Source organism: Streptomyces sp. NPDC058045, from assembly GCF_042885635.1.
Lineage (GTDB): Bacteria > Actinomycetota > Actinomycetes > Streptomycetales > Streptomycetaceae > Streptomyces.
In genome coordinates, this window is sequence record NZ_JBHVRR010000021.1 from 64,298 (window position 1) to 86,554 (window position 22,257).

The following is a 22,257-nucleotide window of genomic DNA, read 5'->3' on the forward strand; positions in this document are numbered from 1 at the left end:
TGGTGGCTGTTCGGAAGGGGGTGCACCATGACAGTCATGGGTGAGCGCGCACACACGTCCGGCATCTCGGTCGAGGAATTCGAGGTGATCGCCCATGTCGCCGCCGTGGAATCCGAGGCCGCCAGGTTCGAGTTCATCGGCGGACGGGTCAGGGAAAAGCAGATGCCGGACGGAGACCACGACGAGATCCTGCGCTGGTTGCAGCAGCGCTGTATGCAGAGCAGGGCGGATCTGTGGATGTACGGGGAGCGGGGACTGAAGGTCGAGAACTACCGGCGGGGCAGAGCGAGGCCGGACGGAACGCTGGCACCCTCGGGCACCTTCGCCGGACAAGGCGAGTGGGCCGACCCGGCCAGCGTGCTGATGGTCGTCGAGGTCACCTCCTACGACTCCGACACCGACCAGCGCGACCGCAAGGAGAAGCCAGGTGCCTATGCGGGTGCCGGGATTCCGGTGTATCTGCTGATCGACCGGGAGGCCGGCTCGGTCACCGTCTTCCACCGGCCGGATCCCGAGGGCGGTGGGTACCGGGTGCAGTGCGCGGTGAGGTTCGGCGAGCCGCTGGAACTGCCGGACCCGGTCGGATTCCCCCTGGACACCGGGGTGTTGAAGGACTACGTGCGGTAGAGGGCGTCCGGACGCGGCTCGGCCCCGGGCGGCTCTCGTAGCCGTCCGGGGCCGGCGGGGCGGATGGGGGTCGGAACCCCAAGTGGTCCGGGTCCGGGGTCAGTTGGAGAGGTCGCGGCGGCGGAGGGCGGCCAGGCCGGTGGTGGTGAAGGCCGCGGCGATGAGGAGCAGCAGGAGGACCGGGGGCCAGGACATGCCGGCGCCGGGGAGCCGGGGCAGGTGGGCGTAGGGGGACAGGTCCAGGACCGACTGGGGAAGCTTCAGCGCGGGGCCGACCCAGCCGAGGAGCAGTGCGGCACCGGCCACCGCCCAGGACGCGAGGGCCGCCCGGGGCAGGACCCCCAGCAGCAGGACGGCGAAGCCGCCGATGGTCCAGATCGCGGCGAGCTGCACCAGGCAGGCCGCCAGGATCGGGCCCGCGTCGTGCCGGTAGCCGAGGATCAGGCCCAGGGCGCCGACCACCATCAGCAGGGCGGACCCGCCGAAGGCGATCACCAGGTGTCCGCCGGCCCACCGCAGACGGCTCACCGGCGCGGCGAGCAGCCACTCCACCCGCCCGGCGTTCTCCTCGCCGTTCAGCCGCAGTACCGAGGACACCACGTAGAGCGCGCCGACCAGGCCGAGCATCGCCACCATCGAGGCGAGGAAGGCATCGGTCAGGCCGCTCTGGCCGCCCATCCGCTGGAAGATCTCGCGGGCGCTCTCGTTGTCCTTGATCAGGTCGGCGGCGTTGCCCGTCATCCCGCCGAAGACGAGTCCGGCGAGCAGGAAGCCGAGGCTCCAGCCGAGGACGCTGCCGCGCTGCAACCGCCAGGCCAGCGCACCGGCCGTGCCGAGCCGTCCCCGGGCGGGCCCCGGCCTGGTCGGCAGAAAGCTCATCCCGAGGTCCCGGCGCCCGGCCAGCCCGTAGGCGAGGGCGGCCTGGGCGGCGACGGCGAGCGCGAACAGCAGCAGCACCCACCAGCGTTCGGCCGCGAAGGCCCGGGTGTTCTGCAGCCAGCCGATGGGGGAGAGCCAGGTCAGTACGGAGGAGCCGTCGTCGGAGCCGGAGTCGCCCGCGGCGCGCAGCAGGAAGGCCGCGCCGAGCAGGGCGGCGGTCAGCCCGCGGGCCAGCCGGGCGCTCTCGGTGAGCTGGGCGGCGATCGCGGCGACGGTGGCGAAGACCATGCCGAGACCGGCGACGGCGAGACCGAAGGCGAGCGCCCCGGCGGAGCCCTGCGCGGACAGGCCCCCCGTGATCAGCAGGGCCAGTACCGCGTTGGCCGCGGCGGCCGTCAACAGGGCGGCGGTGAGCGGGGCGTGGCGGCCGACCGCGGCGGAGGCGATCACTTCCTGGCGGCCGGTCTCCTCCTCGTCCCGGGTGTGCCGGATCACGATGAGCAGGCTCATGGCGGCGGCGATCAGCCCGGCGAAGGTGCCGACCCGCCAGACGGTGAGCCCGCCGAGGCCGTCGTTGTGGATCGGGCCGAGCATGGCGCGCATCGAGCCGTTGGCCGTCATCGACCGCACCAGCTCGGCCCGTTGGGCCGCGGTGCCGTACATGCTGTTCAGCGTGTTCGGCATACTCAGCACCATCATGGCGTTGACCAGCAGCCATACCGGGATCATGATCCGGTCGGTGCGCACCGCGAGCCGCAGCAGGGACGCGGTGCCGGCCAGCGGACGGCTGCCGCCGGCGGCGGGGGCGGCGAGGGAGGGCTCGGCGAGCGCGGTCATCGGGCCACCGCCCCGGCCGTCTCGTCGGGGGCCTCGGCCGGACCGGTCTCCGAGGTGTAGTGCTGGAGGAAGAGCTGCTCCAGGGTGGGCGGGGTGGCGGTGAGGGAGCGGACGCCGGCCGTGGTGAGGGTGCGCAGCACCGCGTCCAGCTTGTCGGTGTCCACCTGGAGGCTGATGCGCCGCCCCTGCACGTCCAGGTTGTGAACGCCAGGCAACTCGGCCAACCGGCCTGGCTCGCCCGCGAGTTCGGCGCTGATGCTGGTCCGGCTGAGATGGCGCATCTCGGCCAGGGAGCCGCTCTCCACGGTGCGGCCCTTGCGGATGATGCTGACCCGGTCGCAGAGCGTCTCGACCTCGCTGAGGATGTGCGAGGAGAGCAGCACGGTGCGGCCGCGCTCCCGTTCCTCCTCGACGCAGGACTGGAAGACCTCCTCCATCAGCGGGTCGAGGCCGGAGGTCGGCTCGTCGAGGATGAGGAGGTCGACGTCGGAGGCGAAGGCGGCGACCAGGGCGACCTTCTGCCGGTTCCCCTTGGAGTAGGTGCGGCCCTTCTTCGTGGGGTCCAACTCGAAGCGCTCCAGCAGCCGTTCACGCCGTGCCGCGTCCAGCCCGCCGCGCAGCCGCCCGTAGAGGTCGATGACCTCGCCGCCGGTGAGGTTGCGCCAGAGGGTGACGTCGCCGGGTACGTAGGCGAGGCGGCGGTGCAGGGTGACGGCGTCCTGCCAGGGGTCGCCGCCGAGGAGCCGGGCGGTGCCGCTGTCGGCGCGGAGCAGGCCGAGCAGGACGCGGATGGTGGTGGACTTCCCGGCGCCGTTCGGTCCGAGGAAGCCGTGCACCTCGCCGGCCTCGACGGTGAGGTCGAGCCCGTCCAGAGCGTGGGTGCGCCCGAACGCCTTGTGGAGTCCGGTCACCTCTAGCGCGCGATTGTCCTTGGTCATGCTTCAGAACATACGCTTCCTTCAGAAAGTTGTGAAGTTAAGGAATTGTATAAACTCGTATGAGTGAAGGGGGCGGCGGCCACCGTCCGGGGAGCGGGTCGAGGAGCAGGCAGGGAGATGATCGGGAGATGTCCGAGCAGCACGCGGCCGGGGCGCAGCGCCCCGCGAAGCCGCACGTCGATGCCGCCCTGTCCGCCGATCCGGAGGTGGTCTCCCGCTTCGTCGAGGCCTTCGCCTCCCAGCTCGTCGAGGCGGGGATGGCGCGGATGCCGGCCCGGGTCTTCGCCGCGCTCCTCGCCTCCGACGACGGGGTGCTGACCTCGGCCCAGCTCAGCGAGCGGCTCCGGGTCAGCCCGGCCGCCGTCTCCGGCGCGGTGCGCTATCTCGGCCAGGTCAACATGGTCTCCCGCGAGCGCGAGCCCGGCTCCCGCCGCGAGCGCTACCGGGTCTACGCGGACCAGTGGTACGAGGCGCTGACCAACCGCGACGCGGTGATGAAGCGCTGGGCGGTCACCCTGCGGGAGGGCATAACGGCGATGGGTCCCGACACCCTGCCGGGCCGCCGGATGTCCGAGACGCTGGAGTTCTTCAGCTTCCTGGAGGACGAGTTGGCCGACCTGATGGACCGATGGCGCGTACACCGGGACAAGCTGGCCGCGGAAGGCGCCTGGGAACGCGAGCCGCCCCACCGCGCCTCCCGCAGCGACCCCGAAGACACGGCCTGACCCTCCCGCCGACCGCGAACCACCCCCTCACCCCGGCAGCGTCAGGCTCCAGGCTTTGGCGTGCGCGGTCCAGGTGCGGGTGCGGACGGGGCCCGCGACAAGGGCGTCGGCCCGGTAGCGGAAGTCGGGCCCGGAGACGGTGACCGTACGGGCGCGGGCGACCAGTGGGCCGGTGTCGCCGCCCGGCCAGGGGCGGACCTCCACCTCGGCGAGGCCGTCCGCGGTGGGGGCCAGCGAGACGCCCGCCACCGGCCGGTCCAGATCGGCCAGCGTCACGCCGTCCGCCTCCACCCGCAGCCGGGTCGACGCCGCCGGGGCAGGGGGCTGGGGGCGGTCCGGCCGGTCGGTGGGCCGGGCGGCCAGATTCCGCAGCAGGGCGTGGCAGTGCCGCAGCCAGCCGGGGGCGTCCAAGCCGGGCGGGACACCGCTCACCGCGCCCCCCTCCTCGCCCCCGGGTGAGCCGGGCGACGGTATCCGCAGCGCGTCCAGCACCACTCCGCCGCTGTCGTCCACCAGCAGGTCCAACTGCCGCTCCACGCCTTCGAGTACCGCACGGGCCGCGGCCACCACCCCCGTCGGCACCCCCAGGGAACGCGCCAGGTGGAGCGCCCGCCCGGAGCCGACCGGGACCAGGGACAGCGGGCAGCCGTCCAGCTCGCGTTCCCGGTGCAGCACCGCCACCGCCCGCAGCAGCGCGTGGTCGTCGCCGATCACCACCGGCCGCCGGGAACCCCGCCTGGTCAGGGCGCGGGCGAACTCGGCCGGGTCCTCGGGCAGGCACACCCGGGCCGGTGCCCCCGCGCCGAGCACGTCCTTCGCGATCCGCACCGACTCCCCGTCACTGCGCCGGGCAGCCGGATCGATGACCACCAGCAGGTGGCCGCAAGCCGACACCTCGGTCCCTGCCTCGCTTCCTCGGGTAGCATCTTTGTGCAAGAGCCCCCTGCGCTATTGCGCCGGGGGTTTCGTCTAGTCCGGGGCATCCGGTCCGACGGGTCGCGGCCAACGGCGGTCGCCGGTGCACGCCGCCGTACGCGGCGTGCGCCCCTGACCCTGGACATGCCCCGCCCGGAAGGGGTGTACGCCTGTGCCCGCACTTGTGCTGCTCGGTGCTCAGTGGGGTGACGAGGGCAAGGGAAAGGCCACCGACCTGCTCGGTGGGTCCGTGGACTACGTGGTGCGCTACCAGGGCGGCAACAACGCCGGCCACACGGTGGTGGTGGGCGATCAGAAGTACGCCCTGCACCTGCTCCCCTCCGGGATCCTCTCCCCGGACTGTGTGCCCGTCATCGGCAACGGCGTCGTCGTCGACCCGTCGGTCCTGCTCTCCGAGCTGAGCGGTCTGAACGAGCGCGGTGTCGACACGTCGAAGCTGCTGATCAGCGGTAACGCGCACATCATCACGCCGTACAACGTGACGATGGACAAGGTCTCCGAGCGCTTCCTCGGCAAGCGGAAGATCGGCACCACGGGCCGCGGCATCGGCCCCACCTACGCCGACAAGATCAACCGCATGGGCATCCGCGTCCAGGACCTCTACGACGAGTCGATCCTCAACCAGAAGGTGGAGGCCGCGCTCGACGTCAAGAACCAGATGCTCACGAAGTTCTACAACCGCCGCGCCATCCTCACCGACCAGGTCGTGGAGGAACTGCTGGGCTACGCCGAGCAGATCAGGGGCTATGTCGCGGACACCACCCTGGTCCTCAACCAGGCGCTCGACCAGGACAAGGTGGTCCTCTTCGAGGGCGGCCAGGGCACCCTGCTCGACATCGACCACGGCACCTATCCCTTCGTCACCTCCTCCAACCCGACCGCGGGCGGCGCCTGCACCGGTTCCGGAGTCGGCCCGACGAAGATCAGCCGGGTCATCGGCATCCTGAAGGCGTACACCACCCGCGTCGGGGCCGGCCCGTTCCCCACCGAGCTGCATGACGCGGACGGCGAGGCGCTGCGGACCATCGGCGGCGAGCGCGGTGTCACCACCGGCCGGGACCGCCGCTGCGGCTGGTTCGACGCGGTCATCGCCCGCTACGCCACCCGCGTCAACGGCCTGACCGACTTCTTCCTCACCAAGCTCGACGTCCTCACCGGCTGGGAGCAGATCCCGGTCTGCACCGCCTATGAGATCGACGGCCGCCGGGTGGACGAACTCCCTTACTCGCAGACCGACTTCCACCACGCGAAGCCCGTCTACGAGATGCTGCCGGGCTGGTCCGAGGACATCACCGGCGCCAAGTCCTTCACCGATCTGCCGAAGAACGCGCAGGCCTATGTGAAGGCCCTGGAGGAGATGTCCGGCGCCCCGATCTCCGCGATCGGCGTCGGCCCGGGCCGCGACGAGACCATCGAGGTCAACTCCTTCCTCTGAGTTCCTCCGAGTCGGCGACGACCGCGGCCGGCCTCCCGGACTGGGGGCCGGCCGCGGTCAGTCGTCCTTGCTGTACGTCAGCTTCTCGCCGGTCTTGTCGTTGACGCGCTGGAGGCGGCCGTCGGACAGGATCGTCAGGGTGGTCGCGGCGCCGGGGGAGCAGGAGGCGGACGGCCCGGTGGTCACGGTGGACGGGCCGAGGTGGACGCTGCCGCCGGACGGGGCGCGGTCCAGGTCGGCGTGGAAGATGCAGTGGTAGCCGGAGCCGTCGGCGGTGGGGCCGTCCGCGGTCAGCGCCAGCACCGTGTCGCCCACCGAACCCTGCTTGATCACGACGGTACGGCTGCTGTGCCCCGACGCGGTGTCCAGGCCGCTCTTCCAGGTGCCGAGGAACCGGTCCGGCACCTTGCCGCCACCGCTCCCGCCCGAACCACCGCTCCCGGAACCGCCGTTGGAGCTGCCGCCCTTGCCGTGCGCGCCGGCGTTCTTCATCGCGCTGTACACCGAGCCGCCCGCGCCCAGCGCCACCACCACCGCCACCACCACCAGCGCCACCGTGGACCGTGGGGTACGCCGCCTCGGCTGCGGCCCCGGCATCCCGTACGGCCCGGTGCCCCCGGTGCCGTACGGCGAACTCGGGCCGTAGGGCGGGGTGACGGACGGGCCGCTGTGCTGCGGGTAGCCGTAGGCGGCCGACGGGTGCGGCCCGGCGTGCGGGGCGCCGCCGTACGGGGCGCCGGTCGACGGCGGGGACGGCGGTGACGGCGGGGTGGGGGAGGTGCCGAGCATGGTGGGCAGATGGTTCAGCGAACCGGACGAGCGGCTGCCGGTGACCGTGTGATCGCCCTGCCCCGGCGTCCCCGGAGCCGGCGGGTTCGCCGAGTCGTCCGGACCGGAGCCGTCCGGGTCGGCGGGGGTACCGGAGCCGGGCGTACCGGAAGGGGTCGCCGTCGGGTCGCTGGCACCCGGGGCCGGGGGTGCGTCCGGGGCCTCGTCGGGGGACTCGGTGTTGAGCAACTGCACGGCGTGGCGGCCGAGTTGGGCGACCAGGGCGCCGGGGAGCCAGGGCTCGTGGGCGCGGCCGTCGCCGACGGTGTCCTCGGCGCCGGTACGCCGGAGGATGTCGGCGAGGGCGGGGCGGGCGACCGGGTCCTTCTCCAGGCAGTCGGCGATCAGCTCGGACAGGCCCTCCGGGATCCCGTCCAGATTCGGCGGCTCCTGCGCGATCCGGAACATCAGCGCGTGTACCCCGCTGGTGTCGCTGCCGAACGGCAGTCGCCCGGTCGCCGCGAAGGCGAGCACCGAGCCGAGGCAGAAGATGTCGGCGGCCGGGGTGATGCGCTCGCCGCGCACCTGCTCGGGCGCCATGAACCCGGGCGAACCGACCAGCGCCCCGGTACGGGTCATACCGCCGTCGGCGATGGTCTCCAGGGCGCGGGCGATCCCGAAGTCGATGACGCGCGGCCCGTCGATGGTGAGCAGTACGTTCGACGGCTTCAGATCGCGGTGCACCAGGCCCGCGGTGTGGATGTCGGTCAGGGCGCGGGCCAGTCCCGCGGCGAGGATCCGCACCGAGCGCTCCGGCAGCGGGCCGTGGTCATGGCCCACGACCTGCTGGAGCGAGGGCCCGGCCACATAACCGGTGGCCACCCACGGCACCGCCGTGTCGGTGTCCGCGTCCAGGACCGGCGCCGTCCACTCGCCGCCGACCTGGAGCGCCGCCGCCACCTCCAGCCGGAAGCGGTCGCGGAACTCCTGCACCGCGGCCAGCTCCTCGCGCACCAGCTTCACCGCCACGATGCGACCGCGCGCCGAGCGGGCCAGGTACACCTGCCCCATGCCGCCCGCCCCGAGCCGCGCCAGCAGCCGGTACGCCCCCACGTACGGCGGGTCGTCCGGCCCCAGCCGCCCCATACCCATGTGCTCCCCTGTGCTCCCCCTGGCCGCCCCTGTCAGCGAAGAGAATAGTGGGCTCCGCGGCCCCGGTCCCAGGCACCGCCGCTACGGCTCCGTAACGACGTCCGCGCGCGCCCGCTCCCGGGTGGGCGCGGACGCGACACAGTGTCCGGTCTGCCCGGTGACCGCAGACAGGACGCCGATGGCAGCGCCGGCGGCCCGCGTCCTACCCTCAGCGGCATGACCCCTCAGCACGCCAAGCCCGACCCGGCGGCCGGCGCCGCCGTCAAGGCGGCCGACCGCGCCCATGTCTTCCACTCCTGGTCAGCGCAGGAGCTGATCGACCCGCTCGCCGTAGCAGGCGCCGAGGGGTCCTACTTCTGGGACTACGACGGCAACCGCTACCTCGACTTCGCCAGCGGCCTCGTCTTCACCAACATCGGCTACCAGCACCCCAAGGTGGTCGCCGCGATCCAGGAGCAGGCAGGGCGGCTGGCGACCTTCGCGCCCGCCTTCGCCATCGAGGCCCGCTCCGAGGCCGCCCGCCTCATCGCCGAGCGCACCCCCGGCGACCTGGACAAGATCTTCTTCACCAACGGCGGCGCCGAGGCCGTGGAGAACGCGGCCCGGATGGCCCGGGTGCACACCGGCCGCCCCAAGATCCTCAGCGCCTACCGCTCGTACCACGGCGCCACCAACGCCGCGATCCACCTCACCGGTGACCCGCGCCGCTGGGCCTCCGACACCGGGGCCGCGGCCACCGTCCACTTCTGGGCGCCCTTCCTGTACCGCACGCCGTTCTACTCGGAGAGCGAGCAGCAGGAGTGCGAGCGGGCGCTGGCGCACCTCGCGGACACCATCGCCTTCGAAGGGCCCGGCACCATCGCCGCCGTCATCCTGGAGACCATCCCGGGCACCGCCGGCATCATGCCGCCGCCGCCCGGCTATCTGGCGGGCGTACGCGAACTGTGCGACCAGCACGGCATCCTGCTCGTCCTGGACGAGGTCATGGCCGGCTTCGGCCGCACCGGCACCTGGTTCGCCGCCGACCTCTACGACGTCGTCCCCGATCTGCTCACCTTCGCCAAGGGCGTCAACTCCGGCTATGTCCCGCTCGGCGGCGTCGCCATCTCGGGCGCGGTCGCCGAGACCTTCGCCCGCCGCCCCTACCCCGGCGGACTCACCTACTCCGGGCACCCGTTGGCCTGCGCCGCCGCCGTCGCCACCATCGAGGCGATGGCCGAGGAGGGCATCGTGGAGCACGCCGCGAAGCTGGGCGAGACGGTGCTCGGCCCCGGGCTGCGGGCACTCGCCGAGCGGCACCCCAGCGTCGGCGAGGTACGCGGCGTCGGCGCCTTCTGGGCCCTGGAGCTGGTACGGGACCGCACCACCCGCGAGCCCCTGGTCCCGTACAACGCGAGCGGCGCCGACAACGCGCCGATGGCGGCCTTCGCGGGCGCCGCCAAGCAGCGCGGCCTGTGGCCTTTCGTGAACATGAACCGCACCCATGTGGTGCCGCCCTGCAACCTCGGCGAGGCCGAGGCGAAGGAGGGCCTGGCCGCGCTGGACGAGGCCCTCACGGTGGCCGACGAGCACACCGTGTAGCCGCCGCCACCCCCGGGCGCCGCGTAGGGTTGCGATCACCGGGTCCATGTCAGGACCTGGCCCGGGCCTGTCCGCGGAGTCCGGCGCCGGGCTCCGCGGACCCGGCCCAGCGGCACCCAGGGGAGGCCCGTCAGCCATGCGCGCCAGCGTGACCCGCTCCACCCTGCGCCAGCAGCTCGCCGACGCGCTGCGCGACGAGGTGCTGTCCGGACGGCTGTGCCCCGGGCGGGAGTTCACCGTCAAGGAGATCGCCGAGTCGTACGGCGTCTCCGGCACCCCGGTCCGCGAGGCCCTGGTCGACCTGGCCGCGCAGGGACTCCTGGACGCCGTGCAGCACCGCGGCTTCCGGGTGCACACCTACGACCGCGCGGACTACCTGGGCCTGGTCGAGGCCAGCAACCTCGTCACCGAGGGCATGTTCCACGTCCTCGCCGACCGCTCCACCACGGACCCGCCCGCCCCCGCCGCTGTCGCGGACTCCCTGCTGGCCGTACGGCGCCGCGGCGAGGAGGCCGGACGCGCCGCCCGCACCGGCGAACTCGCCATCCTCGTCGGCTACGACCTGCGCTTCTGGCGCGAGCTGGCCGTCCTCTACGGCAACCCGTACCTGTCGGACTTCCTGCACGGGCTGCGGGTCAGATCCTGGGCCTGCGCGGTGCCGGTGCTGCACCGCTGCCACGATCTGCGCGACCGCCTCTGGGACGAGCACACCGACCTGATCGACGCCCTGCTCCAGCAGGAGATGGACACCGCCCGCACCATCGTCGCCCGCTACCACTCCCGCGCCCTGGAACTCTCCCCGCACCTGTCCGACTGACCGGCGGCCCGCCCCCGGCAGGGATACCGGGGCCGCCCAGCGGGAAAGCCCCCTGCCAGGCCACGCACTAGGGTCGTGCGCAGCCGACCGCCGGTCACGGACCTGCGGTGACCGCGGACCGAACAAGAGCGATACAAGAGTGATCGGGAACCGATCAAGCCGAGTAGAGGAGTAGTCCTTGGCCTGTGACCTGTGGCTCGTGCCCCTCGTCGACGTGCTGTGCCACAGCCCCGACAATCCCTTCGCCGAGGAACTCGCCCTCTACGACCGGACGTTGACCGCCGCCGGCCAGCCCCCCGTCCCCGTCTACGCCTATATGCCGGGCCTCTCCGGCGATGTCGCCCCCGTCGCCGGGTTCGACTACGACGCACTGCACTTCCTGCGCCGGGCCTATCTCCTCCAGGTGTGCGGCCTCGCCGTCACGCCTGTCGACGAACTCGGCGGGGACTACGAGCAGTTGCTGGAGATGTTCGAGCCCACCGCCCAGCAGTCCCACCTGGTCTGGCACTACGACCACGCCGGGGCCTATGTGCCGGTGGACTTCCCCGCGCCCCTCGCCAACGACGAACTCCTCGATGGCGGCGGCCCGTTGGGCTCCTCGCACGGACTGCTCCGCGAACTGGAGCAGGTGGCCCCCGCCCTGGGGATAGATCCGGCCAATCCGCCGCTCCCCCCGGAGCCGCCGCGCGGCCCCACCGAACTAGAGGAGCCCGCACCGCCCGCACCCGACGACGGCGGCCCCTTCGCCCGGGAACGGCACGTCTGGCTGGGGCTGCACGCGGCGGCCACCCGCAGCCTGGCCCAGGGCAGCATGATCGTCTTCTCCTGACCCCGGCGGGATTCGGGCCGGCCTCAGCGGGACTCCGGGCGCTGGCGCGGCATGTGCGGGGCGCGGGCCGAGACCACCCGGGTCGCCGTGCCCGCCGCCCCGCCGCCCTCCGGCTGCCCCACCCCGGCGGAGATCCGCATACCCAGCGGCAGCGCCCCCGCCCGGAAGTCGCCCATCCAGTCCGCCGTCTCCACCCGGACCAGTTCCGTCACGTCGTCGCAGAACCGCCGCAGCACCCCCAGGCAGCGCTCCGCCGCCTCGCTCGCGGTGCCCTCCGCGGGGCCCAGCACCTCCCGCACGCTCTCCGACGCCCAGTCGAACTGGAGCACCTGGAGCCGCCGCTGCACCGCCTGCGCCGTCGCCATGTCCCGCATCCAGCCGGCGGTCAGCCCGAAGTAGCGGTCGGCGGCCACACAGGCCACCGCGACCAGCAGCCCCAGATAACCCCAGGCGGTGCCCCGGGACACGGTGCCGGTCAGCTCCAGCAGCGGCAGCGCGGCGCCCGCCAGCGCACCGATCCCGGCCCCGGCCCGCAGCAGCCGGGCCGCCCGCCGCTTCCCGGCACGGCCGGCCAGATACCAGGTGGCGGTGGTCAGCGCGCCCCGCTCCACCCACCGGTACAGCTCGTCCAGCGAGGCGGCCGGCTCCTCCCAGTCCCCGTCCGGGAAGCGCCGCCCGGACAGATCCCCGGGCCGCCCCCCGCCGCCCCGCCGCACCCGCGCGGCACCGTACGGATCCCCGCTCCGGTACGGGTCGGGCGGAGGCGGCACGGGGACGCCGGACGGGAAGGGGGCGCCCGGGCCCCAGCCGGCGGCCGCGGCCTCCTCCCCGGGGCGCGGCCGGCGGGCGGGTGGCCCGCTCGCCGGCTCCCCTGGTGGTACCCCCTCCGACGACGCCCCCTCGGACGGCCGCTCGGGCTGCATCTCCGGCTGGCTCACCCGGCACTCCCTCGTCGCGCGTACGTAGTGCCGCACACCGTGTGTGTGCGGCGGACAGCACCGGGCCCGGGACCCCTCGGGGAGTCCGGTCGCGGTGTGTGCAGGGCTCTCTCTACCGCCCAACGGGTGGCGCTGCGGCGCGTTCCGCGTGTTTTACGCCCGGAAGGGGGTTCTGATCAGGTATAGGACCCTGGTTCGACTCACTCGAAAGAGTGCTGGGGCGAGGCGGCCCCGGAACACGTAGGCTCGTGCCAGGCGGCAAACCCCGCCATACACCCGAGTAGCACCCGTGAATTTCCAGGAGCTGATCGTGATTCCCGGTGGTGGCCAGCCCAATATGCAGCAGTTGCTGCAGCAGGCCCAGAAGATGCAGCAGGACCTCGCTCAGGCGCAGGAGGAGCTCGCGGCGACCGAGGTCGACGGGCAGGCCGGCGGCGGTCTCGTCCGGGCCACCGTGACCGGCTCGGGAGAGCTGCGCGGCCTGCGGATCGACCCGAAGGCGGTCGATCCGGAGGACACCGAGACGCTGGCCGACCTGATCGTGGCCGCCGTCCAGGCCGCCAACGAGAACGCCCAGCAGCTCCAGCAGCAGAAGCTCGGCCCGCTCGCCCAGGGCATGGGCGGCGGCGGAATCCCCGGCCTCCCCTTCTGACCCGCCCCGTTCGCCACTACGGTACGGGTCGTACGAGCAGCCGGCCGAAGGCAGAGCACCGAGAGAGGCAGTCCGTTGTACGAAGGCGTGGTCCAGGACCTCATCGACGAGTTGGGCAGGCTGCCCGGCGTCGGTCCCAAGAGCGCGCAGCGGATCGCCTTCCACATCCTGCAGACCGAGCCCGCCGATGTGCGGCGCCTGGCGCAGGCCCTGCTTGAGGTGAAGGACAAGGTCCGCTTCTGCGCGGTCTGCGGCAACGTCGCCCAGGAAGAACAGTGCGGAATCTGCCGCGACACCCGCCGGGACCCGGCCGTGATCTGCGTGGTCGAGGAGCCCAAGGACGTCGTGGCGATCGAGCGGACCCGGGAGTTCCGGGGCCGCTACCACGTCCTGGGCGGCGCCATCAGCCCCATCGAGGGCGTCGGCCCCGACGACCTGCGGATCCGGGAGCTGCTGGGCCGCCTGGCCGACGGCACCGTCGGCGAGCTGATCCTCGCCACCGACCCCAATCTGGAGGGCGAGGCCACGGCCACGTACCTCGCGCGCATGATCAAGCCCATGGGCCTCAAGGTCACTCGCCTGGCCAGCGGCCTCCCGGTGGGAGGCGATCTGGAGTACGCGGACGAGGTCACCCTGGGCCGCGCTTTCGAGGGGAGACGACTCCTAGATGTCTGACACCACGCTGCAAGCGACCGCCGAGCACACCACCGCGACCGCTCTGCCGGACGGCGCGGATCCGGACGACTTCGCCGTCCAGATCTCCGACCAGGTGCAGAGCTTCATCATGGCGGTCACCGAGGTGGCCAAGGGCGACGAGCCGGACTCCGCGGTGCCGTTCCTGCTGCTGGAGGTCTCGCAGTTGCTGCTGGCCGGCGGCCGCCTCGGCGCCCACGAGGACATCGTCCCCGACGAGCGCTACGAGCCGGATCTCGGGCCGGAGGGCGATGTGGACGAGCTGCGGGAGCGCCTCGCCGCCATCCTCGAACCGGTCGACGTGTACTCGGAGGTCTTCGACCCGTACGAGCCGCGGAAGGCGCCGGTGGCCTGCCGGATCTCCGACGATCTCGCGGACGTCGTCACCGATCTGCGGCACGGTATGGCGCACTACCGCGCCGGGCGCACCGTGGAGGCGCTGTGGTGGTGGCAGTTCTCGTACTTCTCCAACTGGGGGTCGACCGCCTCGGCCTCGCTGCGGGCGCTCCAGTCCGTGGTGGCGCATGTGCGGCTGAACCAGCCCCTGGAGGAGCTGGACGGCCTCGACACCGATCAGGACCTGGGCGACGAGACCCTCGACGAGGAGGCCGGCCGCGTCATGGCCGAGGAGATCGCCGAGCCGCTGGGCCTGCGCGAGCGCGACTGAGGCCGCCCGGTTCTTAGGCTATTGGGCCGGCGAACTCCTCGGCGGGGGCGGTGAGTTCGGGGCCGGCCATGGCGTCGGGGCTACTGCTGTGAGGCGGGCCACTTTCCGGAGTGGGCGGGAGGGATGGGGGCAGATGCCGTGTGGGGCGGCCGGGTGTGCACCGCGGACCAGCGGAGGCGCACGGCCCTGACTCATGAGACCACTGAGTGAGCGGGACATCTCACGATGTGGCAGAGGAGGGTGGGATTCCGGTCGCTCGCTAGAATTGACCGGCCGCAATCACGCGGATCGACACGGATTGAGCGAGGAGCGCACGTGGGCCTTGTCGTGCAGAAGTACGGAGGTTCCTCCGTAGCCGATGCCGAAGGCATCAAGCGCGTCGCCAAGCGGATCGTGGAAGCCAAGAAGAACGGCAACCAGGTGGTTGCCGTGGTCTCCGCGATGGGCGACACGACGGACGAGCTGATCGATCTCGCCGCGGAGGTATCCCCGATGCCTGCCGGGCGGGAGTTCGACATGCTGCTGACCGCCGGGGAGCGGATCTCCATGGCCCTGCTGGCGATGGCGATCAAGAACCTGGGCCATGAGGCCCAGTCGTTCACCGGCAGCCAGGCCGGCGTGATCACCGACTCGGTCCACAACAAAGCGCGGATCATCGACGTCACACCGGGCCGGATCCAGACCTCGATCGACGAGGGCAACATCGCCATCGTGGCCGGGTTCCAGGGGGTGTCCCAGGACAAGAAGGACATCACCACCCTGGGCCGCGGCGGCTCCGACACCACCGCGGTGGCCCTGGCCGCCGCGCTGAACGCGGACGTCTGCGAGATCTACACCGACGTCGACGGCGTCTTCACGGCCGACCCCCGGGTCGTCCCCAAGGCGCGGAAGATCGACTGGATCTCGTTCGAGGACATGCTGGAGCTGGCCAGCTCCGGGTCCAAGGTGCTGCTCCACCGTTGCGTGGAGTACGCCCGCCGGTACAACATCCCGATCCATGTGCGGTCCTCCTTCTCGGGGCTGCGCGGGACCTGGGTCAGCAACGAACCGCAAGGGGATCAGAAGGTGGAGCAGGCCATCATCTCGGGCGTCGCCCACGACACCTCCGAGGCCAAGGTCACGGTCGTCGGCGTACCGGACAAGCCGGGGGAGGCCGCCTCGATCTTCCGGGCCATCGCCAATGCCGAGATCAACATCGACATGGTCGTGCAGAACGTCTCGGCCGCGTCCACCGGTCTCACCGACATCTCCTTCACCCTCCCCAAGACGGAGGGCCGCAAGGCCATCGACGCCCTGGAGCGCACCCGCTCGCAGGTCGGTTTCCACTCGCTGCGCTACGACGACCAGATCGGCAAGATCTCCCTCGTCGGCGCCGGGATGAAGACCAACCCGGGTGTCACCGCCACCTTCTTCGAGGCGCTCAGCGACGCGGGCGTCAACATCGAGCTGATCTCGACCTCCGAGATCCGCATCTCGGTGGTCACCCGCGCCGATGACGTCAACGAGGCGGTGCGCGCCGTGCACACCGCGTTCGGCCTGGACTCCGACTCGGACGAGGCCGTGGTCTACGGGGGCACCGGACGGTAGGGGAGCCCGTGTGATGAGGGGTACCGGACGATGACCGGCCGGCCGGCGCTCGCGGTCGTGGGAGCGACCGGGGCGGTCGGTTCGGTCATGCTCCGGATCCTGTCCCAACACGCGGACATCTGGGGCGAGATCAGACTGGTCGCCTCCCCGCGCTCGGCCGGCCGCAAGCTGACCGTGCGCGGCGAGGAGACCGAGGTGGTGGCGCTGTCGGAGGAGGTCTTCGACGGGGTCGACATCGCGGTCTTCGACGTCCCCGAGGAGGTCGCCGCCGAGTGGGCGCCGGTCGCCGTGGCGCGCGGCGCGGTCGTGGTGGACAACTCGGCCGCCTTCCGGCTGGACCCCGAAGTGCCCCTGGTGGTGCCGGAGGTCAATCCGCACGCGGCCCGGGTCCGCCCGCGCGGCATCGTCGCCAACCCGAACTGCACCACCCTGTCGATGATCGTCGCGGTGGGCGCCCTGCACGCCGAGTTCGGGCTGCGGGAGCTCGTCGTCTCCTCGTACCAGGCGGTCAGCGACGCCGGGCCGGCCGGGGTGGAGGCGCTGCGCCGGCAGCTCTCGCTGGTCGCCGGTACCGAACTCGGCACCAGCCCCGGCGATGTGCGCCGCGCCGTCGGCGACGACACCGGCCCCTTCGCGGAGCCGGTCGCGCTCAATGTGGTGCCCTGGTCCGGGTCGCTCTGCGAGGACGGCTGGTCCTCGGAGGAGATGAAGGTACGGGACGAGTCGCGCAAGATCCTCGGCCTGCCGCGGCTGCCGGTGGCCGCGACCTGCGTGCGGGTGCCGGTCGTCACCACCCACTCCCTCACCGTGCACGCCCGTTTCGAGAACGAGGTCACGGTGGACCGGGCGCGGGAGATCATCGCCACCGCGCCGGGGGTCGTCCTCTTCGACAATCCGGCGGCCGGTGAGTTCCCCACCCCGGCCGACGTGGTGGGCACCGATCCGACCTGGGTGGGCCGGGTACGCCGCAGCCTGGACGACCCGAGCGCGCTGGAACTCTTCGTCTGCGGCGACAATCTGCGCAAGGGCGCGGCTCTCAACGCGGTGCAGATCGCGGAGTTGGTGGCGGCGGAGTTCACCGGCGCCTGAACCGGGGTCCGTTCCCAGGACGGCCTGCCGGAGACGGTGATTCCGGGCGAGGGCACCGGGCTCGGTGGCCGCAGGCCCCGCCTGTAGGATCCATGTGATTTTTATGTGCGGGTTTGTGACCCGGATCGCTTGTGCCGACCCCCGTGCACAGCCGAAGATTTCCTTTCCCGCTCGTGGAACCGTCCACGCGGCGGAGCGCGTCTACGCCCTCACCCGGTAGTGGCGGACGGCGCGCCGGGCGTCAACCCGCCGGTGGAAAACGGGCATAGGGGAAGAGCTGGTATGGATGGCAGCCATTGACACACCGTCAAAAGCGGTGCCCTGCATCTCCGGGCCACCCGGCGCACACCGATCCGCCGTCACGTACAACCCTGACGGAGGGAAGAGTGTCAAACCAGCGTGGCAGAGGTACTCCAATTCACAGCAGTCGGCGGCGCCGCGGCCCTTCGCCGTCCGCCCGGCCGGGCCCGGGTGTCCGGCGGAATGCCGGTGATCGCGCCCGCACCCGCCGCCCGGCCCGGGACCATCCCCTCGGCACGCGAGGGCGCTGACGAGACGATGGCCGCGGGCACCACAGTCGACCACCTGACCGAGACCTACCGCGCGCACTACCGCTCCCTGCTCGGACTGGCGGCCCTGCTGCTGGACGACACCGCCTCCTGCGAGGACGTCGTCCAGGAGGCGTTCATCCGGGTCCACTCCGCGCGCAAGCGGGTGCGGGACCCGGAGAAGACCCTGGCCTATCTGCGCCAGACCGTGGTGAACCTCTCCCGCTCCGCGCTGCGCCGCCGCATCCTCGGGCTGAAGCTGCTCTCCAAGCCGATGCCCGACATGGCGAGCGCCGAGGAAGGCGCCTACGAGCAACTGGAGCGCGACGCGCTGATCCGCGCCATGCGCGGCCTCCAGCGCCGCCAGCGCGAGGTGCTGGTGCTGCGGTACTTCGCCGATATGACGGAGGCCCAGGTCGCCGAGGCCCTCGGTATATCGCTGGGCTCCGTCAAGGCGTACGGCTCCCGCGGGATCGCCGCACTGCGTATAGCCATGGAGGCCCCGGTATGAACGGGCCCGAGAACACCGGCCCCGAGGGGCGCCGCGAGGACCGGCCGCAGCCGTTCCGGAGCGCGGTGAACGGTGACCGGTCCGCGCCGCCCACCGGGCCAGCGGACTCCGAACCGCCCGCCGACGAGCAGGCGCTGCGCCGGCTGCTCCAGCAGTCGGTGGCCGAGGTGCAGCCGAGCGAGGACGCCCTCGACCACCTGCTGCAGGCCGTGCCCGCCCGGCGCGCCCGCCGCCGGCAGGCACTCGTCGGACTGGCCGCCGCCACGGTCCTGTTGGGCACCGCGGCGCCCGCCGTCGTCCATGTCTCCCGCTCGGGCGGCTCCGACCGGGACCGCACCTCGGTCGCCGGTCACGGTGAGGACGCGCACGGCGGCACCGGCCAGGGCAAGGGCCCCGGCAACGGCTATGTCTCCCCCGGGCAGTCGCACGACGCCCAGCGGAGCAAGAACCCGGACGACAAGCGGAAGCACGGCACCTCCGACGGCAAGGAGTCCGGCGGAGGCGGCGCCAGCAGAGGGCCCGGCCCGTCGAGCACCATGGCGGCCAGCTCGCCCAGTTGCGGCGCCGCGGAGTTGGGCAACCAGGTGGCGAGCGTCGGCACCCCCGACGCCTCGGGCCGGGTCTACGGGTCGTTCCGCGTCTCCAACATCTCCCTCGGCAACTGCACCGTGGACGGGCCCGGCAGTGTCAGCGCCGCCGCCCTCGGTACGGCGGACGCCACCCGGATCTCCGTGGTGGACCACACCGCCGGCGACGCCGCGACCGGCCTGCCCGCACCCTCCGCGGAGCAGTCCCCGCTGGTCCTGCGGCCCGGCCAGACGTACGAGGTGCGCTTCGCCTGGGTACCGTCGGCGACCTGTACCGCCGACGGCGGTGGCAGTGGCGGAGATGGCGGCGGCGACGGCGGCAGTGCGGGACCCAGTCCCGATCCGACGCCCTCCGAGGGGGCCGGCGGCGGTGGCGGTGGCGACCAGAGCGGGGTGGACACCCAGACCAACCGGGTGGAGCCGTCGTCCGGCGGCAGTGTCACCGTGGCGCACACCGCGGAGCCGGGCTCGCCCGCCGCGGAGGCCACCATCCCCGACGCCTGCGCCGGCACCCTCTACCGGACGGGCATCCTCCAGGGCTCCTGACCTTCAGTGCCCTTCAGGGCCTCTGCCCCTTGGCGCCCTTGCCCCTCAACGCCCTTGATCGTCAAGGCGCTTGATGCTCAAGGCCGCTGACCCTCCCGGCTGCGGCCGGTGCCGGACCCGGTCCTGGTCTCAGCCGACCTCGGCCGGGTCCTGGCGTTCCGCGGCGGCCGGTGCCGGTCCGCGTCCGGTGCCGTCTCCGGGCCCGGCAGCAGGCCGAGTTCGGCGTCGCGGACCGCCTCCGCCTCCCGTCGCAGCAGCCGGAACCACATGAAGACCACAAAGCCCGCGAAGACGAACCACTCGCCGGTGTAGCCCAGATTCTGGAAGGCCTTCAGATCGAGGCCGCTGCCCTGCGGCGCCGTCGCCGGTACCGCCGTCAGCCCGCGGTCCGCCGGGTCGAGCGTGACCCAGGCGTCGTACACCCGGTACGGGACCAGGTTCACCAGGGACGCGGCGCTGATCATGCCGACCTGGCCTTCGGGGAGGCCGCCGACCGCGGTCACGCCGTTCGCGCCGGCCGACTCCGAGGCCTGGAGCGCACCGGTCACGGTGACCTCGCCGGACGGCGCCTCCGGTACCGCGGCCCGGTCCGCACGGCCCGGCAGCCAGCCCCGCACCACGGGTAGCGCCCGGCCGTCCACCGTCTTCAGCAGTCCCAGTACATAGAAGCCCTGCCGGTCGTCGAGGCTGCGGTGCGGGACCAGCAACTGGCGGTCGTAGCGGCCGGTGGCGGTGGTGCGGCGGCCCGCGGTGTCCTGGCTCACCGGCAACAGCGAGGCCAGCGGTCGCGCCGCCTCCTGATGCGCCCCGGCGGAGTCCCGCTGGGCGGACTCATGACCCTGTACGCGGTCCTCGAACCGGCCGAGCTGCCAGGAACCCATGAAGACGCAGAACGGGATCGCCAGGACGACGAAGACGTTGATTCCCCACCAGCGGGGGGTCAGGAGGAACCGGTACACACCCACCAAGGTACGGGGCGCGCGCCCACCGCCCGGCCTCGGGGGCGGCCTCCGGCGCACCCGCCCCCGACCGGTCCGCCGTCAGATGTGGCGCAGCGCGAACTCCACCTCCTGCCGTACCTGCTTGATCCGTTCGTCCACCACCAGGGAGCCGTGGCCCGCGTCATAGCGGTAGACCTCGTGCACGGCGTCCCGGGCGGCGAGGCGGGCGACGTAGTTGTCGATCTGGCGGATGGGGCAGCGCGGGTCGTTGACGCCCGCCGAGATGTACACCGGGGCCTTCACCGCGTCCACGTAGGTCAGCGGTGAGGACGCCTCGAAGCGCTCCGGGACCTCCTCGGGGGTGCCGCCGAGGAGGGTGCGGTCCAGGGCCTTCAGGGCTTCCATCTCGTCGTGGTAGGCCGTCACATAGTCCGCGACGGGGACCGCCGCGACGCCCACCGTCCAGGCGGAAGGCTGGCTGCCCACGCCGAGGAGGGTCAGGTAGCCGCCCCAGGAGCCGCCGGTGAGCACCAGCCGCTCCGGGTCGGCGAGGCCCGAGGTCACGGCCCACTCGCGGACCGCGGCGATGTCCTCCAGCTCGATCAGGCCGACCCGGTGCTTGAGGGCGTCCGTCCAGGCCCGGCCGTATCCGGTGGAGCCGCGGTAGTTGACCCGGACGACGGCGAAGCCGTGGTCCACCCAGGCCGCCGGGCCCGCCGCGAAGGAGTCGCTGTCGTGCCAGGTGGGGCCGCCGTGGATGTCGAAGACGGTGGGCAGCGGGCCGGTGCCGCCGGCGGGCCGCTGCACCAGGGCGTGGATCCGGCCGCCGGGCCCCTCCACCCACACGTCCTGCACCGGCACCGAGGCGGGGGCCTTGCGGCCCGGCGGGTCCAGCACCACTTCGCCGGTGGTGGAGCGCACCACGGGCGGCTCGGCGGCGGAGGACCACAGGTACTCCACGGTGCCGTCGGGCCGGGCGGTGGCGCCGGAGACGGTGCCCGCCGGGGTGTCGACGCGCTTCGCGGTGCGCCCGGCGACGTCGTAGCGCCAGAGCTCGCTGCGGGCTTCGAAGCTGTGCGCCACCAGCAGCCCGGAGCCGTCCGGATACCAGTCGGCGGAGACGTCGCCCGGCAGGTCGATCGCCAGGTCCTGCTGCTCGCCGGTGGCCACGTCCCAGATCATGGGCTCCCAGCGGCCGCGGCGCTGGTGCCCCACCAGGAGCCGGGTGTCGCCTTCGACGGGGGCGAACCCCAGGGCGCTCAGGCCGAGTTCGACCGTGCCGCCCTCGGAGTCGTCCAGCTCGGCGACGGTGCTGCCGTCGGGGCGTACCACGCGGAGTGCGGAGTGCATCGCGTCGCCGTGCTCGGTGTGCTCGATCACGATGAGGGAGCCGTCGTGCGAGAGGTCGCCGACTCCGGCGGACTCGCGGTGCCGGTAGATCTCCGCGGGGGCGCCGCCGTCCCGCACCACATGCACGGTGGAGCCGTCCTCGTCGGTGGAGCGGCCGACGACCAGGGTGCCGTCCCGGCCGATGGCGAGCCCGGCCGGATAGGACGGATCGAGGCCGGGCACCGCGGGCTCGTCACCGTCCCCCGCCTTGCCGCCGCCTTCGAAGGGGCGGCGGCGCCAGATGCCGAACTCGTCGCCGTCCTTGTCGTCGAACCACCAGATCCACGCGCCGTCGGGGGAGAGCACGCCGTCCGTGGTGCCGTTCGGCCGGTCCGTGACCTGGCGCTGCTCGCCGGTGGCGCGGTCCCAGGCGTACAGCTCGTAGGTGCCGGAGGCGTTGGACACGAACAGCGACCGGTCGGGTGCGTCCTGCGCCCAGTCCGGCAGCGACACCCGCGGGGCGCGGAAGCGCTGCTCCCAGTCCGGCATGGTGTCCGGTGCGTTGCTCGCGTTGTTCTCAGTCATGGCCCCATAGTGCACGGACCGGATGGCCTCGTGGGAGGACGGCCCCCAACCTGTGGACAA

20 protein-coding genes are annotated in these 22,257 nt (G+C 72.6%); 13 read left to right on the top strand and 7 right to left on the bottom strand.

The annotated features are described in order from the left end of the window. Positions 1-27: 27 nt before the first annotated feature. Positions 28-627 carry a Uma2 family endonuclease gene (locus ACFVST_RS15485; RefSeq protein WP_390151074.1) on the top strand — a complete coding sequence of 200 codons (600 nt, stop codon included), beginning with the start codon at positions 28-30 and terminating at the stop codon, positions 625-627. A 99-nt stretch (positions 628-726) separates the two neighbouring features. Here ACFVST_RS15485 and ACFVST_RS15490 read toward each other — a convergent pair whose 3' ends face one another. Together ACFVST_RS15490 and ACFVST_RS15495 are read right to left on the bottom strand one after the other, a co-directional pair. Beyond that, positions 727-2,343, bottom strand: coding sequence for an ABC transporter permease (locus ACFVST_RS15490; protein ID WP_390151077.1), 1,617 nt, complete (start codon positions 2,341-2,343; stop codon positions 727-729). Continuing rightward, positions 2,340-3,281: an ATP-binding cassette domain-containing protein gene (locus ACFVST_RS15495; RefSeq protein ID WP_390151080.1), complete on the bottom strand. Its 942-nt coding sequence runs from the start codon at positions 3,279-3,281 to the stop codon at positions 2,340-2,342. Before ACFVST_RS15495 ends, ACFVST_RS15490 begins: the two co-directional genes overlap by 4 nt. A 128-nt stretch (positions 3,282-3,409) precedes the next feature. Here ACFVST_RS15495 and ACFVST_RS15500 point away from each other — a divergent pair, with 128 nt between their 5' ends. Further along, a complete protein-coding gene (locus ACFVST_RS15500; protein WP_390151083.1) occupies positions 3,410-4,006 on the top strand; it encodes a GbsR/MarR family transcriptional regulator in 597 nt (198 codons plus the stop codon). 27 nt (positions 4,007-4,033) lie between these two features. Here ACFVST_RS15500 and ACFVST_RS15505 read toward each other — a convergent pair whose 3' ends face one another. After that, positions 4,034-4,942: a diacylglycerol kinase gene (locus ACFVST_RS15505; protein WP_390151086.1), complete on the bottom strand. Its 909-nt coding sequence runs from the start codon at positions 4,940-4,942 to the stop codon at positions 4,034-4,036. 151 nt (positions 4,943-5,093) lie between these two features. On the opposite strand from ACFVST_RS15505, the gene ACFVST_RS15510 reads away from it, so the two are divergent. Next, on the top strand, positions 5,094-6,377 hold the full coding sequence (locus ACFVST_RS15510; RefSeq protein ID WP_390151089.1) for an adenylosuccinate synthase: 1,284 nt from the start codon (positions 5,094-5,096) through the stop codon (positions 6,375-6,377). Positions 6,378-6,434: 57 nt separating this feature from the next. On the opposite strand, the gene ACFVST_RS15515 is transcribed toward ACFVST_RS15510, so the two are convergent. Beyond that, complete coding sequence (locus ACFVST_RS15515; protein WP_390151091.1) at positions 6,435-8,291, bottom strand: serine/threonine-protein kinase; 1,857 nt, start codon at positions 8,289-8,291, stop codon at positions 6,435-6,437. 222 nt (positions 8,292-8,513) lie between these two features. Here ACFVST_RS15515 and ACFVST_RS15520 point away from each other — a divergent pair, with 222 nt between their 5' ends. From ACFVST_RS15520 to ACFVST_RS15530, 3 genes are all read left to right on the top strand, one after another. Further along, complete coding sequence (locus ACFVST_RS15520) at positions 8,514-9,878, top strand: aspartate aminotransferase family protein (protein WP_390151094.1); 1,365 nt, start codon at positions 8,514-8,516, stop codon at positions 9,876-9,878. 136 nt (positions 9,879-10,014) lie between these two features. Then, positions 10,015-10,695, top strand: coding sequence for a GntR family transcriptional regulator (locus tag ACFVST_RS15525; protein ID WP_390151097.1), 681 nt, complete (start codon positions 10,015-10,017; stop codon positions 10,693-10,695). Positions 10,696-10,873: 178 nt separating this feature from the next. Next, positions 10,874-11,524 (top strand): hypothetical protein, encoded by a 651-nt coding sequence (locus ACFVST_RS15530; protein ID WP_390151099.1) that lies wholly within the window; start codon positions 10,874-10,876, stop codon positions 11,522-11,524. A gap of 23 nt (positions 11,525-11,547) precedes the next feature. Here ACFVST_RS15530 and ACFVST_RS15535 read toward each other — a convergent pair whose 3' ends face one another. Continuing rightward, complete coding sequence (locus tag ACFVST_RS15535; RefSeq protein ID WP_390151102.1) at positions 11,548-12,462, bottom strand: SLATT domain-containing protein; 915 nt, start codon at positions 12,460-12,462, stop codon at positions 11,548-11,550. Positions 12,463-12,772: 310 nt separating this feature from the next. Here ACFVST_RS15535 and ACFVST_RS15540 point away from each other — a divergent pair, with 310 nt between their 5' ends. From ACFVST_RS15540 to ACFVST_RS15570, 7 genes are all read left to right on the top strand, one after another. Beyond that, positions 12,773-13,114, top strand: a complete 342-nt coding sequence (locus ACFVST_RS15540; RefSeq protein WP_390151149.1) for a YbaB/EbfC family nucleoid-associated protein — start codon at positions 12,773-12,775, stop codon at positions 13,112-13,114. Between the two features lie 75 nt (positions 13,115-13,189). Then, on the top strand, positions 13,190-13,789 hold the full coding sequence (gene recR, locus ACFVST_RS15545) for a recombination mediator RecR (protein ID WP_390151105.1): 600 nt from the start codon (positions 13,190-13,192) through the stop codon (positions 13,787-13,789). After that, a complete protein-coding gene (locus ACFVST_RS15550; protein ID WP_390151107.1) occupies positions 13,782-14,474 on the top strand; it encodes a DUF5063 domain-containing protein in 693 nt (230 codons plus the stop codon). Before recR ends, ACFVST_RS15550 begins: the two co-directional genes overlap by 8 nt. A 315-nt stretch (positions 14,475-14,789) precedes the next feature. Beyond that, positions 14,790-16,061, top strand: coding sequence for an aspartate kinase (locus tag ACFVST_RS15555; RefSeq protein WP_390151110.1), 1,272 nt, complete (start codon positions 14,790-14,792; stop codon positions 16,059-16,061). A 30-nt stretch (positions 16,062-16,091) separates the two neighbouring features. Beyond that, positions 16,092-17,150, top strand: a complete 1,059-nt coding sequence (locus tag ACFVST_RS15560; RefSeq protein WP_390151113.1) for an aspartate-semialdehyde dehydrogenase — start codon at positions 16,092-16,094, stop codon at positions 17,148-17,150. Positions 17,151-17,633: 483 nt separating this feature from the next. Then, the gene (locus ACFVST_RS15565) at positions 17,634-18,209 is read left to right on the top strand and encodes a SigE family RNA polymerase sigma factor (RefSeq protein ID WP_390151152.1); all 576 of its coding nucleotides are present in this window, start codon (positions 17,634-17,636) and stop codon (positions 18,207-18,209) included. After that, positions 18,206-19,342: a hypothetical protein gene (locus ACFVST_RS15570; RefSeq protein WP_390151116.1), complete on the top strand. Its 1,137-nt coding sequence runs from the start codon at positions 18,206-18,208 to the stop codon at positions 19,340-19,342. The genes ACFVST_RS15565 and ACFVST_RS15570 overlap by 4 nt, the downstream gene beginning before the upstream one ends. 77 nt (positions 19,343-19,419) lie before the next feature. Here ACFVST_RS15570 and ACFVST_RS15575 read toward each other — a convergent pair whose 3' ends face one another. Together ACFVST_RS15575 and ACFVST_RS15580 are read right to left on the bottom strand one after the other, a co-directional pair. After that, positions 19,420-20,301 (bottom strand): SURF1 family protein, encoded by an 882-nt coding sequence (locus tag ACFVST_RS15575; RefSeq protein WP_390151119.1) that lies wholly within the window; start codon positions 20,299-20,301, stop codon positions 19,420-19,422. An 81-nt stretch (positions 20,302-20,382) separates the two neighbouring features. Beyond that, positions 20,383-22,197, bottom strand: a complete 1,815-nt coding sequence (locus ACFVST_RS15580) for a prolyl oligopeptidase family serine peptidase (protein ID WP_390151122.1) — start codon at positions 22,195-22,197, stop codon at positions 20,383-20,385. Positions 22,198-22,257 lie beyond the last annotated feature (60 nt).